Genomic DNA, 13,571 nt, shown 5'->3' with positions numbered 1-13,571 from the left:
CCACAGGGGCGATGCCGATAAGCATCAATTTATCCTTAGTTTTCAGTTCACGGGCATTGTTATTGGACAAGAGCATAGGGTTCCCTGCCTATCTAGGAAATCCAAAGCTCACCGATTTCGGGGGAATCAATAACTCGTATTTTAAGCATTCAATCGCGGAAATTTCGCCGCATGGCAGGTTTTCTGGGGGCTGCTGCCACAGCTCTGACACTCTTTACCGCGCCGCAACCCGCTTTTGCGCAGGTGACCGCGTTCAAACAGGCCGTTGCCGAAGCCGCCGCGCGGGATGAGGATATCGCCGCCTACTACCGGACCCACGGCTATGCTCCGATCTGGACCGAAGCGACAGAGACACAGCGCGCCCGACGTGCCGCACTTATGTCAGCGATCCGCGCGGCTGATTTGCACGGGCTACCCGTCGCACGCTATGACCCTCAAGGGCTGATGGAAAAGCTCAAAAACGCGCAGACCCCGCGGGATCGCGGGCTGGCCGAGGTCGAGATGACGCGCGTTTTCCTGCAATACGCCCGTGATCTGCAAACCGGCGTGCTGGTGCCGTCGCGCATTGATCCGTCCATCGTGCGCGAAGTGCCATACCGGGACCGTCAGACCTATATCACCGATTTCATTTCTTCTGATCCGACGCCGTTCCTGCGTAATCTGCGCCCGCGGACGATGGAGTATAACGCCCTGATGCGTGAAAAGCTGCGGATGGAGCATTTGCTGACCCAAGGCGGTTGGGGGCCCGCGGTGCCTGCATCCTCGCTCAAGCCCGGGGCGCAAGGCACGCAAGTGGTCGCGCTGCGCAACCGGTTGATGTCGATGGGGTATCTGAAACGGTCCAACGTGATGACCTATGACGCCACGTTGCAAGAGGCGGTGCGCAGCTTTCAAAAAGATCACGGGCTGAATGAGGACGGCGTCGCTGGCTCCGGCACCATGGCCGAGATCAACAAGAGCGTCGAGACGCGGCTGCAGTCCGTCATCGTCGCGATGGAGCGTGAACGCTGGTTGAACAAGGAACGCGGCGCACGTCACGTGCTGGTCAATATCCCCGCCTTCACTGCGTCCGTCGTCGACAACGGGCAGGTCACCTTCGAGACACGCTCGGTCGTGGGGGCGAACCAATCGGACCGCCTGACGCCTGAATTCTCGGATGTGATGGAATATATCGTCATCAACCCGACGTGGACGGTGCCGCGGTCGATCGTGACCAAGGAATATCTGCCGTCGATGCAGCGCAACCCCAATGCAGCTGGTCATATTGATCTGATCGATAATCGCGGCCGGATCATCAGCCGTGGGTCTGTAAACTTTAGCCGCTATACAGCGCGCACCTTCCCCTATGGCATGCGCCAAAAGCCGGGACGGACCAATGCGCTTGGGTTGGTGAAGTTCATTTTCCCCAACAAATACAACATCTACCTGCACGACACGCCCTCCAAGAGCCTGTTTGACCGCGACGTTCGTGCCTTTAGCCACGGCTGCGTGCGGCTCGCCGATCCGTTTGATTTCGCCTATACGCTGCTGGCCCCGCAAGCGGCTGATCCTGTCGCCTATTTCAAACGGCAACTGGCCACAGGCCGCGAGACTTTCGTCCATCTGGATACCGAAGTGCCGGTCCACATCATCTACCGCACCGCCTTCACCACACCGCGCGGCCATACGCAGTATCGCGCCGATATCTATGGTCGCGATGGCCGTATCTGGGATGCGCTGAGCAAGGCGGGGGTGGCATTGGGCGCGGTTCAGGGTTAACTCGTCCCTGACAAGGGGAGACCGCACATGACCTACACCATCCAACAGATCGCCGACGCGCTTGGCTTGCCAGCGGTCGGCGATACCTCCATTTCGATTGCCAAACTGGCAGAGCCGGCAGACGCGGGCCCCGACGATCTCGCGCTCGCCATGAGCCCCAAATACGCACTATCGCTGTCTGACGGATCGGCCCGCGCGGCCATGCTCTGGCCCGATGCCGATTGGCAAGAGATGGGGTTGAAGGCCGCCATCCTGCCGGACCGTCCGCGCTTTGCCATGTCGGGACTGACCCGCATGATGGATCCGGGGCAGGGGTTCGGGGCTGGCATCCACCCCTCTGCCGTTATTGATGAGACCGCCGAACTGGCCGAGGACGTCTCTGTCGGGCCATTGGCGATTGTGGCGGCGGGCGCGAAAATCGGTGCTGGTTCTGTCATCGGGCCGCAGTGCTACATTGGGACAGACGCGGTTCTGGGTAAGAACGCCTATCTGCGCGATCACGTCAGCATCGGCGCGCGGGTGCGCATCGGCGATGATTTCATCGCACAACCGGGCGCGCGGATCGGTGGCGACGGGTTTTCGTTCGTGACGGCTGAGCCCAGCACCGTGGAACAGACACGCAAGACCCTTGGTGATCGCGGCGACACAAAAGCGCAACAATGGACCCGTATTCACACCCTTGGAAGTGTGACCATCGGGAACGACGTGGAATGCGGGATGAACTGCACGGTTGACAGCGGCACCATTCGCAACACCGCGATTGGCGACGGCAGCAAGCTCGATAACCTCGTGCATCTGGGGCATAACGTTGTGGTCGGCAAAAACTGTCTGCTGTGCGGGCAGGTCGGTATCGCCGGTTCCGTGACCATCGGCGACAACGTGGTGCTGGGGGGTCAGGTGGGCGTCAGCGACAATATCACCATCGGCGACGGGGTGATCGCGGGCGGCGGCACCAAGATCTTGTCCAACGCGCCCGCGGGCCGGTCGTTGCTGGGCTATCCCGCGACGGAAATGGGCAAGCAGATTGAAGGCTACAAAGCGCTGCGCCGTTTGCCGCGCTTGCTTCGCGATGTGGCGGCGTTAAAATCCCAGATGGGCACCTCCAAAGACAGTGAGACAAGCTAGGGCCAAGGCATGGCCCGTTCTGACGGAGACTTAGGATGAACATCAAAGATCAGGTCATCAGCATTATCGCCGATCAAGCGTTTCTGACGCCATCGGATGTCACCATGAACAGCACGCTCGAAAGCCTTGGCATCGACAGCATGGGCATCGTCGAAAGCATCTTCGCGATTGAAGAGACATTCGACGTATCGGTGCCGTTCAACGCGAACCAGCCGGACGCCACGGGGTTCGATATCTCTAGCGTGGCCAGCATTGTCGCAGGGGTGGAACGGCTGCGCGCCGAGCAGGCCTGACGCGTGAAACGTGTCGTGATTACGGGGGCGGGCACGGTCAATCCGCTGGGATTGAACGTGCCCGATACGCTTGCGGCCATGCGCAACGGAGTGTGCGGAATCGGGCCGCTTGATTTCCGCGACGTGGATCGGCTGTCGATCAAGATCGGCGGTCAGGTCCACGGGTTTGACGGCGAAAGCCAGTATAACCGCCAGAAGATCGCGCTTTATGACCGGTTCACCCAGTTCACCCTTGCCGCCGCGGCGGAGGCGATCCGCCAATCGGGACTTGAGTTCAAGGGAGAGCTCTCGGCAAAATCCGGCGTGGTGCTTGGCACGGCGGGCGGCGGGGTCAGCACATGGGACGATAACTACCGTGCGGTCTATGCCGAAGGGAAGAACCGCGTGCATCCCTTTGTGGTGCCGCGCCTGATGAACAACGCCGCCGCCAGCCATGTGAGCATGGAGCATCACCTCAAGGGGCCATCCTTCACCGTTTCAACTGCCTGCGCTTCCTCGAACCACGCGATGGCGCAGGCATTTTCGATGATCCGCAGCGGGATGGCACCGGCGATGGTCACGGGCGGATCTGAATCGATGATGTGCTTTGGCGGGGTCAAGGCGTGGGAAGGGCTGCGCGTGATGTCGCGCGACGCCTGCCGCCCGTTCTCGGCCAATCGCAATGGTATGGTGCAGGGCGAAGGCGCAGGCATTTTCGTGTTCGAGGAATATGACCACGCCCGCGCCCGCGGGGCTGATATCCTGTGCGAAGTATCGGGCTTTGCCATGTCCTCTGACGCGTCGGACATTGTGATGCCGTCCAAGGCGGGTGCTGCTCGCGCGATCAAAGGCGCGTTGGACGACGCCCGGATCAATCCGGACGAGGTGGGCTATATCAACGCCCATGGCACGGGCACGGCAGCCAATGATAAAACCGAATGTGCGGCGGTGGCAGATGTGTTCGGCACCCATGCAGACAGGCTGATGATCAGCTCGACCAAATCGATGCATGGGCATCTGATCGGCGGCACCGGCGCGGTAGAGCTTTTGGCCTGCATCATGGCCCTGCGCGACGGGGTTATCGCCCCCACCATCGGCTACGAAGAGCCCGACCCCGACTGCGCCTTGGATGTTGTGCCCAATGTGGCCCGCGATGCGCGGGTCACGGTGGCGCTGTCCAACGCCTTTGCCTTTGGCGGCATGAACGCGGTACTGGCGCTGCGCGCGATCTGATCTTACCAGCGACACCGCCCATGAAAAAGCCGCCCGCGTCAAACGGGGCGGCTTTGTCGTCTTAACGGCCCGAGGGCCAAACATTTGCTTACCGGTCTTCAACAACCGAGGATTTGTCGAAGCTTGCGGTGAACCCGTCCAGCGACAGCGACAGTTCTACCTTCTGGTCAGGCGCCAGCGCGGGCACGATGGTGATCACGGCCTCTTTCCCGCGTTTGAACGCGGCGACATCGGCTTCGGTCAGGCCCATGCGGACGTAGCAACCAACGGGGTTACAGAAAGCGAAAGGATAGCGGCGCGCCTTGCCACCATCGACGGTCAGCGTCAGCTGCGAGGGCAGGGCCGTTTCCAACGGCACAACCACAGTGGCACCGGCTGTCGCCTTACCGCCCGCTGGCAAGCGGAACAGCGAGAATTCGGCGACAGGCGCGCCTTGGCCATCATCCATCAACTGGTACATCTGGCAGGGGTCGACCTCTTCTTCGGTCTTGATACAGCGCATCTCCCAGGCACCGATCACCTCTTTGGTGTAGGGCTTGCCCAGGGTCGGCTCCCCGTCGGCATCTTCACCAAGGCTCAGCTGCGACTGTACGTCGGTGCTGCTGCCGGTGGTGGTGTTTTCTTCCGTCGCGGGTGCCGCTTCAGCGGTCGGCTCCGCCGTTTCCGGGGCGTCTGTTGCTGCGGGTGTTTCCGTGGCTGCAGTCTGTGCGTAACCGGAAACGGGCATAGTCAGAGCCATCGCCGCGCAGAGAGGGAGAAGTGTGATATACTTTTTCATGCTCGTTCCAAATCAGTTAAATTCGACGCCATCTACCATGCGCCAATGCCAATGTCAGGACGATAGCGCTGAAACCATCGTGATTTAAGGCAAAATATTGCCTATTTCATCAGGTTTTCACGGGGAAGAGGCCGGGCGCGGGGGGCTGAAATAGAAAAAAGGACGCGATGCGTCCTTTTCCCTGTTCTTCGTTCTCCCCATCGGACTTGGCCGACTTATTGAAAGCACGTTACGAAAGCATTCGGGCACCGTCAACATAAAATATCACAGCGGTTTCAAGCGCGTAAAACGGACCTCCAACGTAAAAAGGGCCGCACCCGAAGGCGCGGCCAAGTCTGACAGGGAGGAAGTGCCGCCAGCACGAAAAGGACATCACGACCGACGACAAAATCACTATGGTGTGAAAAGGTTAAGTTTGTATGCTCGCTCTGCACTTTGGCTGCAGGTTATTGGCCCAAAAGGAATTAAATACGTGACAAATGATATCTTCATCGGCGGCGGTGGCGAAGACTACGCGACGAAACAGTTTCTCAACATCGGCTATGCCAACCGTCATGGATTGGTCGCGGGGGCCACGGGCACAGGCAAAACCGTCACGCTGCAAATCCTGGCCGAAGGGTTTTCCGCCGCAGGGGTTCCGGTGTTTCTGTCCGACGTCAAAGGCGATCTGTCAGGGCTGGCGCAGGCAGGCTCTGCCAGCCACAAGCTGCACACCCCCTTTTCAGAGCGCGCCCAGACCATCGGCTTTGACGATTTCGACTACAGCGCCTTTCCGGTCACCTTCTGGGATATGTTCGGCAAACAGGGGCATCCGGTGCGGACGACAATCTCGGAAATGGGGCCCTTGCTGCTGGCGCAGCTTCTCGATCTGACGGAGGCCCAAGAAGGTATCCTCAACATCGCGTTCCGCGTTGCTGACGAAGACGGGCTTCCGCTGCTGGATCTCAAGGATCTGCAGGCGCTGCTGGTCTGGATCGGGGAAAACGCTTCGACCCTGGCGCTGCGCTACGGCAATGTGTCGTCGGCCTCGGTCGGGGCGATCCAGCGGCGCTTGCTGGTGCTGGAAAACCAAGGCGCGGCTGATCTCTTTGGGGAACCCGCGCTGGCCCTGACCGACCTGATGCGCACAGACACGGACGGGCGCGGTTTTATCAATATCCTCGCGGCCGACCAGCTGATGCACTCGCCCAAGCTCTACGCGACCTTCCTGCTGTGGTTGCTGTCAGAACTCTTCGAGGAACTACCAGAGGTCGGCGACCCCGATAAACCCAAACTGGTGTTCTTCTTCGACGAGGCGCATCTGCTGTTTGATGACGCCCCCAAAGCGCTGGTCGACAAGGTTGAACAGGTGGCGCGGCTGATCCGCTCCAAGGGCGTGGGCGTGTATTTCATCACACAGAACCCCGCAGACGTGCCCGAAGATATCCTTGGCCAATTGGGCAACCGCATCCAGCACGCCTTGCGCGCCTTCACCGCGCGTGATCGCAAGGCGCTGCGCCTTGCCGCCGAAACCTACCGCGGGAACCCGCGGTTTGAGACCGAAGACGCGATCCGCGATGTGGGCGTGGGCGAGGCCGTGACCTCCATGCTGCAGAAAAAAGGGATCCCCGGCATCGTGGAACGCACCCTGATCCGGCCACCATCCTCGCAGCTTGGTCCGATCGATCCGGCCACCCGCGCGGCCCTGATGGCGCAAAGCCCGATGGCGGGGAAATACGACACCCGCCTTGATCGCGCCTCCGCGTTCGAAATGCTGGCCAAACGCGCCGAAGACGCCGCGAAAGAGGCAGCACAGGCCGAGGAACAAGCCGAGGCCGAAGACACATCCCCCGCCTTGCGCGAATTCAACGCAGCGCGGCGCTATGCAGGCAAACGGGTCACGCGCTCTACCTCGAAACGCACGACCAAAAGCGACGACAGCTTTGGCGGTGCCATCGCGAGTGTGGTGATCAAGGAGTTGAAAGGCACAACCGGCCGGCGCATCGTGCGCGGAATCTTGGGCGGGTTGTTCAAAGGACGCTGAACGCGCTTCCAAATGGCAATAAATCCTCGCCGAAGGCTGGCCTTATCCCGCAAGGGATAAGGCCTTTTCTTTTACTTCTCGGGGATCAACCCGCGCGGGCTGAACCGCAATACCAGCAGCAAGACCGCCCCCATCGTCATCAACCGCATATGCGCAGCGGACTCGATCAGGTGGTCTTTCAGCCAATAGCCGTCGGACATGCCCGCGGTGACCAATTGCATCAGCCACAGCCCCATGGGTTCAACCATCACCCAAAGGTACCACATCAGAAAGCCCCCCAGCACGGCCCCTAGATTGTTGCCGGACCCGCCAACGATCACCATGACCCAGATCAGGAAGGTGAAGCGCAGCGGCTGGTAGGATCCGGGCGTCAACTGGCTGTCCAGCGTGGTCATCATCGCGCCGGCAATCCCGCAGATGGCAGAGCCGAGAATGAACACCTGCAAGTGCCGTGCGGTCACGTCCTTGCCCATGGCTTCGGCTGCGACCTCATTGTCGCGGATCGCGCGCAGCATGCGGCCCCAGGGCGAATTCAGCGCCCGCTGGCTTAGCCACATCAGCACCAAGAGTACGACGGCGAACAGACACACATACAGGAACTTCACCCAAAGCGTCGATGCCTCTACCGGGTTCAGCCCAAAGCCGGCCGCCTGTTCGACAAAGCCCGCGTTATTTTGCAGGTCGATCTCATAGGGGACGGGGCGCGGGATGCCAATGACGTTCTTGACGCCCCGCGACAGCCAGTCTTCGTTCTTGAGCACGGCGATGATGATCTCGGCGATGCCCAGGGTCGCGATCGCTAGGTAATCCGACCGCAGCCCAAGCGCGGTTTTCCCGATCAGCCACGCCGCTCCGGCTGCAAACAGCCCGCCTACGGGCCAGGCAATGATCACCGGCAGGCCAAGCCCGCCAAGATAGCCGGTCGTCGCGGGGTTCACGGCCTCGACCGCGCTCACGGATGGGTCGAGCAGGGCGCGGAAGATAAAGAACCCCGCCACCAACACCACCAGAACGACCAGCGTGCGCAGCCATCCCTTGGCCATGCGTTTCATCACCTGAACCGCCAGAATGATCGTCGCGGCCCCCATCAGCAGGGCTGTGAGGATCCCCCAGCCCCCCGCGGACCATGCGTCTTGCGTGGGGGGCATGCCGATCAGCACAGCGGCCAGACCGCCAAGGGCGACAAACCCCATGATGCCCACGTTGAACAGCCCCGCAAAGCCCCATTGCAGGTTCACGCCAAGTGCCATGATGCTGGAGATCAGCCCCATCGCAATGATCAGCAGCGCCGCGTTCCAGCTTTGCGCAAGCCCGGTCAGTACGATCAGCAGCGCGACAATGGCGAAAAGAGCGGTGTTTTTCAGTGTCTCGTTCATACCGATTGCCCCTTGAACAGACCTGTGGGTTTGAACAGCAGCACGATCAACAAGATCACGAAGCTGACGGCGAATTTATAGTCGGTGGACAAAAGCTGCACCAAGCCGTCGGGGGCCATCCCCTCGGGTGCGAGGTAGCCAAAGACCTTTTTCCACGCATAGGTGATCGTCACCTCGGAGAACGCGATAACAAAGCCCCCCGCGATGGCACCGATCGGGCTACCAAGACCGCCCACGATCGCGGCGGCAAAGATCGGCAGCAGCAGTTGGAAATAGGTGAAAGGTTTAAAGGACTTATCCAAGCCATACAGCACGCCTGCGGTGGTCGCCAGACAGGCCACAATGATCCAGGTGATCATGACCACGCGTTCAGGATTGATGCCCGACAGCAGCGCCAGATCCTCGTTGTCAGAGTAGGCGCGCATGGATTTGCCCGAGCGTGTCTTGTTCAGAAACCAGAACAGTGCGGCAACCACGATGACAGCCGTCACCACGGTCAGCCCTTGGGTCGTTTTGATCGCCAGACCTTCCTCAAGCCCCGTCATCTCTTTGAAGTCGCGGGCCGAGATGATGAAGCGTTCGCCATCCAGAAACCGTTGATCCTCTGCGCCGATGATAAAGCGGGTGATGCCGTTATAGACGAATGTCACCCCCAGCGAGACGATGACAAAGATCACCGGCTTGGCCTTCTTTTCGCGGTAGAAACTATAGACCAGCTTGTCTGTGCCAAGCAGCAGCCCGATGGTGATGATGATCGCGAATGGCAGCGCCAGCAAGGCGGTCGGCAGGACGCCCAGGCTCAGCCCCAGCGACTGGAAACCCCAGGTGATCAGCACGGCGGACATCGCGCCAAGCGCCATCGTGTCGCCATGGGCAAAGTTCGAGAACCGCAAGATGCCATAGACCAGCGTCACCCCAAGCGCACCAAGCGCCAGCTGCGACCCGTAGGCGATGCCCGGAACCAGCACATAGTTGGCCAAGGCGATGAAAGCGTTGAGTAAATCCATTATTTGCATGTCCCTAGATAGCTGATGACAATCGGCCCATCAGCGTAATGCACGGTATAACGGGAGGCCCCGTCGGTGGCGATGCTCAGCAGGTGGCGGGCATCAAACCCACCCCCCGTCAGGGACAGCGCCTTGACCTGTTTCGTGCCGGTCATGTCGACGGTTTCGGCGTCGCTGACCATTTGTGATTGAACCGTCAGCGCATCGGCAGAGGCTCCGCCTGCGTTACCGGTGATGTCGGGGGTGAACTCTGTCTCGGTGCAGGGCTCGTTCTCCACACATTCCCACGTAAAGCGGCAGGCGATCGCAATCGTCTGCTGGAAGGGCTCTGCGGGGGCCGTAGCGGCTGCGGCGGTCGGGGCTGTTGCAGCGGTCGTGGCAACGCTGTCCTGCGCCAAGGCTGGCGCCGTGGTTGCCAATAGGGCCATCGGAAGGGTCCATCGCATCGCTTAACCCCCCAGAAAGGACTTGCGAACTTCGGGGTCTTCCAAAAGCTCTTTGCCTGTGCCGGTAAAGGCATTGGCCCCTTGCACCAGAACATAGCCCTTATCCGCAATCTCTAGCGCTTGGCGGGCGTTCTGTTCCACCATCAGGATCGGAATACCGGTCCGCGCGACCTCGATGATGCGGTCGAACAGTTCGTCCATCACAATGGGGGATACGCCAGCGGTGGGTTCGTCCAGCATCAGCACCTTCGGCTGCGTCATCAACGCGCGGCCCACAGCGACCTGCTGGCGTTGCCCGCCCGACAGCTCGCCCGCGGCCTGATAGCGCTTTTCCTTGAGGATCGGAAAAAGGTCATAGACCTGCGCCATCGTATCACGGAAATCATCGCGGCGGATGAACGCCCCCATCTCGAGGTTTTCTTCCACCGTCATCGAGGTAAAGATGTTCGAGGTCTGCGGCACGAACCCCATCCCCTTGGCCACACGGTCTTGCGGCGACAGCGAGGTGATGTCTTCGCCGTCCAGCCGCACATGGCCCTGGCGCACGTCGAGCATGCCAAAGACCGCCTTCATCGCCGTGGACTTGCCCGCGCCATTGGGGCCGACGATGACGGCGATCTCACCCTTTTCGACGGCGATGGTGCAGCCGTGCAGGATATCGGGGCCCTTGCCATAACCGCCCGTCATCGTGTCGCCGATCAGGAAGGGGCCCCCCGGCGCGGGGTGGCTTTTGCCGCCCCCTTTGACCGGCTGCGCGGTGCCTTGCCCTTTGGGGTTCGCGATCGACAGGTCCTTATTGCCCCGGTCGCCGTATGGGTTGCTCATGTCAGTCTCTTTCATTCGGTGTCCAGGGCTGCCGCAGGGATGGGCGCGGCGCAGGATATCTCATCCGCACATGTGTCGCGCAGCATCATGGCCACCTCAAAGGACATCTTGTCCATTTCATCCAAAGGCATTGTGTCGGTGGTATCGAGATACAGCATAATCCGCGCTGATCCGACATCCGACAACATGACCGCGCTCATGGTGCGGTCGCCTTCGATCTCGTCATATTGCAGGTGGCGCAGGGTCGTGCCCATCGGGGTGTCGATCCGGTCGACCTTCAGCACCTCGGGGGCAGGGCCGCCATCCGCCGCGATCCAGGCGCTATAGGTCTCGTATTGCTCTTCCAGCGTCGAGGTGCCGTCGGCGATGTCGTACCCGGGCCATTCTTGGGTGAAGTTCAGGATCACCTCGCCCAGATAGCGGGTGGAGCCGTCGCCGACCGTGTCCCAGGTTGCTTCTTCCCACGGGGTGCCCCGATCGCACATCCAGACCTGCGCCGAAAGCTGCGCACAGGCCGCAGCGGCCTGCGGCAGGGCAAATCCCGCGCAGAGCGTCAATGCGGTGGCCATCCGTCTCATGCAGACACGGCCTTGTTCTTGAGCCCGGTGCCCAGATAGGCCTCGATCACCTGTTCGTTGGCCTTGATCTCGGGCAGGGTGCCTTGCGCGAGAACCTTGCCCTCGGCCATACAGATCACCGGATCACACAGACGGCCGATGAAATCCATGTCGTGTTCGATCACGACAAAGGTATAGCCGCGTTCCTTGTTCAGACGGATGATCGCGTCACCGATGGTATTGAGCAGCGTGCGGTTCACACCGGCCCCGACCTCGTCAAGGAACACGATCTTGGCGTCGACCATCATGGTCCGCCCCAGTTCCAGCAGCTTTTTCTGACCGCCGGAAATCTGACCCGCTTTCTGCTCGGCCAGATGCTCCACCGTCAGAAACTCAAGCACCTCGTCGGCTTTGGCGCGCAAGGCGCGTTCCTGATCGGCGATGCGCTTGCGCCCGAACCACGTGTTCCATAGCGTCTCGCCCGCCTGATCGCCGGGCACCATCATCAGGTTCTCGCGGCAGGTCATCGACGAGAATTCATGCGCGATCTGGAAGGTCCGCAGCAGCCCTTTGTGAAACAGCGTATGGGGGGGCAGGCCGGTGATATCCTCGCCGTCCATCGTCACGCGCCCCGAGGTCGGCTTCAGCACCCCCGCGATCACGTTGAACAGCGTCGTTTTGCCAGCACCGTTCGGGCCGATCAAACCGGTGATCGTGCCTTTGCCGATGGTCAGATTGGCCCCGTCCACGGCGTGGAACCCGCCGAAATGTTTATGGATGTCGTCTACGACGATCATTTTGTAGTCTCCCCGTGCGGTGCCGAAGCCCCGTTGCAAAAACAGCCCGGTCGCAATGCACCGGGCTGTTTTCTGTCACGTCATGTGATGTTAGCGGTATTGAACCGTCGTGATCTTGCCGTCTTCGATCTTGATCTGACGGTAGCTGCCAGCGGATTCACCGGGGCCGATCAGTTCAACCGCGGTTGCGCCTTCATAGTCGACTTCGCCGCCGTCCTTGAGGATTTGCAGCGCTTTGGCCAGCTCACCCGGATAGATCTTTTCGCCGGGGGCGTTCGCAACCGACATGACCTGATCCTTATAGACCTGCGGATCGGAAGACCCTGCGGCCTGCATCGCCAGCATCAGCAGCGCCGCTGCGTCATAGCTTTCCGGTGCGAAGGGCGACGTGGTGTCGAAGGCACCGTCGACCAGCGCGGTGAACTTGTCAGCGCCGGGGCTATCGGTGCCGGGGTGCTGACCGGTGGAGCCGTCCAGCTCGGAGCCGAAGTTGTTTTCAAGGTTCGCCGCGATCATCCCGTCGGGGAAGTGGAACGTGTCAAACGCGCCTGAATCAATCGCCGCACGCACAACGCCCGATCCACCCTGATCGACGTAGCCCGCAACCACCAGACGGTCGCCACCGGCAGAGGCCAGCGCGCCAACCTCGGCAGAGTAATCGGCCTTGCCGTCTTCATGTGCGGCAGAGATGGTAATTGTCCCGCCCGCGGCTTCATAGGCCTGCTGGAACGCGTCCGCCAAACCCTTGCCGTAGTCGTTGTTGGTATAGGTGACCGCGACTTCCTTGATGCCTTCTTCCATCAGCACCTCTGCCATGACCTCGCCCTGACGGGCGTCGGAGGGGGCAGTGCGGAAGAACAGACCATCGTCTTCCATCGTGCTCAGGCCGGGGGATGTGGAGGATGGCGAAATCATCACCATGCCGTTGGGCAGTGCCGCGTTCTGCAAGATCGCGCCGCTCACGCCAGAGCAGGCCGCGCCCACAATGCCGTTGATCCCTTCGGCGATCAGGCGTTCCGCACTGGATACCGCAAGCGCGTTATCGACGCAGCCCGTGTCAGCGCGCGAGGCGGTGACTGTCGCCCCGTCCATCAGCATGCCGCTGTCGGTGACTTCTTTCATGGCCAGCTCGGCGCTGGATGCCATGATGCCGGTCAGCGATTCAATCGGGCCGGTGTAGCCAAAGATCACGCCGAGCTTCACGTCCTTGCTATGCGCGTCGGCATAGGCATTGGTGGCCAGCAATGCTGCAGCCGTTGTGGCCATAAGCATCTTTTTCATGTTTCTCTCCCTGTTGAACATGGTGTTCTGCGCCAGAGCCTATGCGGCGATTTTGGAAAAGAAAAGCGTTATCCCTAGGTAAAGTGGCGCAAG

13 protein-coding genes are annotated in these 13,571 nt (G+C 60.7%); 5 read left to right on the top strand and 8 right to left on the bottom strand.

Features of this window, described 5'->3' with window-relative positions:
* The first annotated feature begins 171 nt into the window (after nucleotides 1–171).
* The 4 genes from SJY36_RS08795 to SJY36_RS08780 are packed head-to-tail and all read left to right on the top strand — an operon-like array spanning nucleotide 172 to nucleotide 4,388.
* Complete coding sequence (locus SJY36_RS08795) at nucleotides 172–1,758, top strand: murein L,D-transpeptidase (RefSeq protein WP_005853649.1); 1,587 nt, start codon at nucleotides 172–174, stop codon at nucleotides 1,756–1,758.
* A 27-nt stretch (nucleotides 1,759–1,785) separates the two neighbouring features.
* A complete protein-coding gene (gene lpxD / locus SJY36_RS08790) occupies nucleotides 1,786–2,883 on the top strand; it encodes a UDP-3-O-(3-hydroxymyristoyl)glucosamine N-acyltransferase (protein WP_386174354.1) in 1,098 nt (365 codons plus the stop codon).
* 35 nt (nucleotides 2,884–2,918) lie between these two features.
* The gene (locus SJY36_RS08785; RefSeq protein WP_009824672.1) at nucleotides 2,919–3,176 is read left to right on the top strand and encodes an acyl carrier protein; all 258 of its coding nucleotides are present in this window, start codon (nucleotides 2,919–2,921) and stop codon (nucleotides 3,174–3,176) included.
* A 3-nt stretch (nucleotides 3,177–3,179) separates the two neighbouring features.
* Nucleotides 3,180–4,388 carry a beta-ketoacyl synthase gene (locus SJY36_RS08780; protein ID WP_005853643.1) on the top strand — a complete coding sequence of 403 codons (1,209 nt, stop codon included), beginning with the start codon at nucleotides 3,180–3,182 and terminating at the stop codon, nucleotides 4,386–4,388.
* 88 nt (nucleotides 4,389–4,476) lie between these two features.
* Here SJY36_RS08780 and SJY36_RS08775 read toward each other — a convergent pair whose 3' ends face one another.
* A complete protein-coding gene (locus SJY36_RS08775; protein WP_081781255.1) occupies nucleotides 4,477–5,127 on the bottom strand; it encodes an invasion associated locus B family protein in 651 nt (216 codons plus the stop codon).
* Between the two features lie 511 nt (nucleotides 5,128–5,638).
* Between SJY36_RS08775 and SJY36_RS08770 the strand changes: the two genes are divergently transcribed.
* Nucleotides 5,639–7,189: a helicase HerA-like domain-containing protein gene (locus SJY36_RS08770; protein ID WP_386174350.1), complete on the top strand. Its 1,551-nt coding sequence runs from the start codon at nucleotides 5,639–5,641 to the stop codon at nucleotides 7,187–7,189.
* Nucleotides 7,190–7,260: 71 nt separating this feature from the next.
* Here SJY36_RS08770 and SJY36_RS08765 read toward each other — a convergent pair whose 3' ends face one another.
* The 7 genes from SJY36_RS08765 to SJY36_RS08735 all read right to left on the bottom strand — a co-directional run bounded on the left by SJY36_RS08765 (nucleotide 7,261) and on the right by SJY36_RS08735 (nucleotide 13,478).
* Nucleotides 7,261–8,565, bottom strand: a complete 1,305-nt coding sequence (locus SJY36_RS08765; RefSeq protein WP_386174347.1) for a branched-chain amino acid ABC transporter permease — start codon at nucleotides 8,563–8,565, stop codon at nucleotides 7,261–7,263.
* Entirely contained in the window at nucleotides 8,562–9,572 is a 1,011-nt protein-coding gene (locus SJY36_RS08760) for a branched-chain amino acid ABC transporter permease (protein WP_005853635.1), read from the bottom strand. Before SJY36_RS08760 ends, SJY36_RS08765 begins: the two co-directional genes overlap by 4 nt.
* Nucleotides 9,572–10,000, bottom strand: coding sequence for a hypothetical protein (locus SJY36_RS08755; protein WP_168592054.1), 429 nt, complete (start codon nucleotides 9,998–10,000; stop codon nucleotides 9,572–9,574). Before SJY36_RS08755 ends, SJY36_RS08760 begins: the two co-directional genes overlap by 1 nt.
* Nucleotides 10,001–10,021: 21 nt before the next feature.
* Nucleotides 10,022–10,843, bottom strand: a complete 822-nt coding sequence (locus SJY36_RS08750) for an ABC transporter ATP-binding protein (protein WP_081781256.1) — start codon at nucleotides 10,841–10,843, stop codon at nucleotides 10,022–10,024.
* 11 nt (nucleotides 10,844–10,854) lie between these two features.
* Nucleotides 10,855–11,421 (bottom strand): hypothetical protein, encoded by a 567-nt coding sequence (locus SJY36_RS08745; protein WP_051577590.1) that lies wholly within the window; start codon nucleotides 11,419–11,421, stop codon nucleotides 10,855–10,857.
* The gene (locus SJY36_RS08740; RefSeq protein ID WP_005853630.1) at nucleotides 11,418–12,197 is read right to left on the bottom strand and encodes an ABC transporter ATP-binding protein; all 780 of its coding nucleotides are present in this window, start codon (nucleotides 12,195–12,197) and stop codon (nucleotides 11,418–11,420) included. The genes SJY36_RS08745 and SJY36_RS08740 overlap by 4 nt, the downstream gene beginning before the upstream one ends.
* A gap of 90 nt (nucleotides 12,198–12,287) precedes the next feature.
* On the bottom strand, nucleotides 12,288–13,478 hold the full coding sequence (locus tag SJY36_RS08735) for an ABC transporter substrate-binding protein (protein ID WP_005853628.1): 1,191 nt from the start codon (nucleotides 13,476–13,478) through the stop codon (nucleotides 12,288–12,290).
* Nucleotides 13,479–13,571: the final 93 nt, after the last annotated feature.

Source organism: Sulfitobacter sp. R86518, from assembly GCF_042466275.1.
In the GTDB taxonomy this organism is placed as follows: Bacteria; Pseudomonadota; Alphaproteobacteria; order Rhodobacterales; family Rhodobacteraceae; genus Sulfitobacter; species Sulfitobacter pontiacus.
This window is presented reverse-complemented; position numbering and strand designations above follow the sequence as displayed.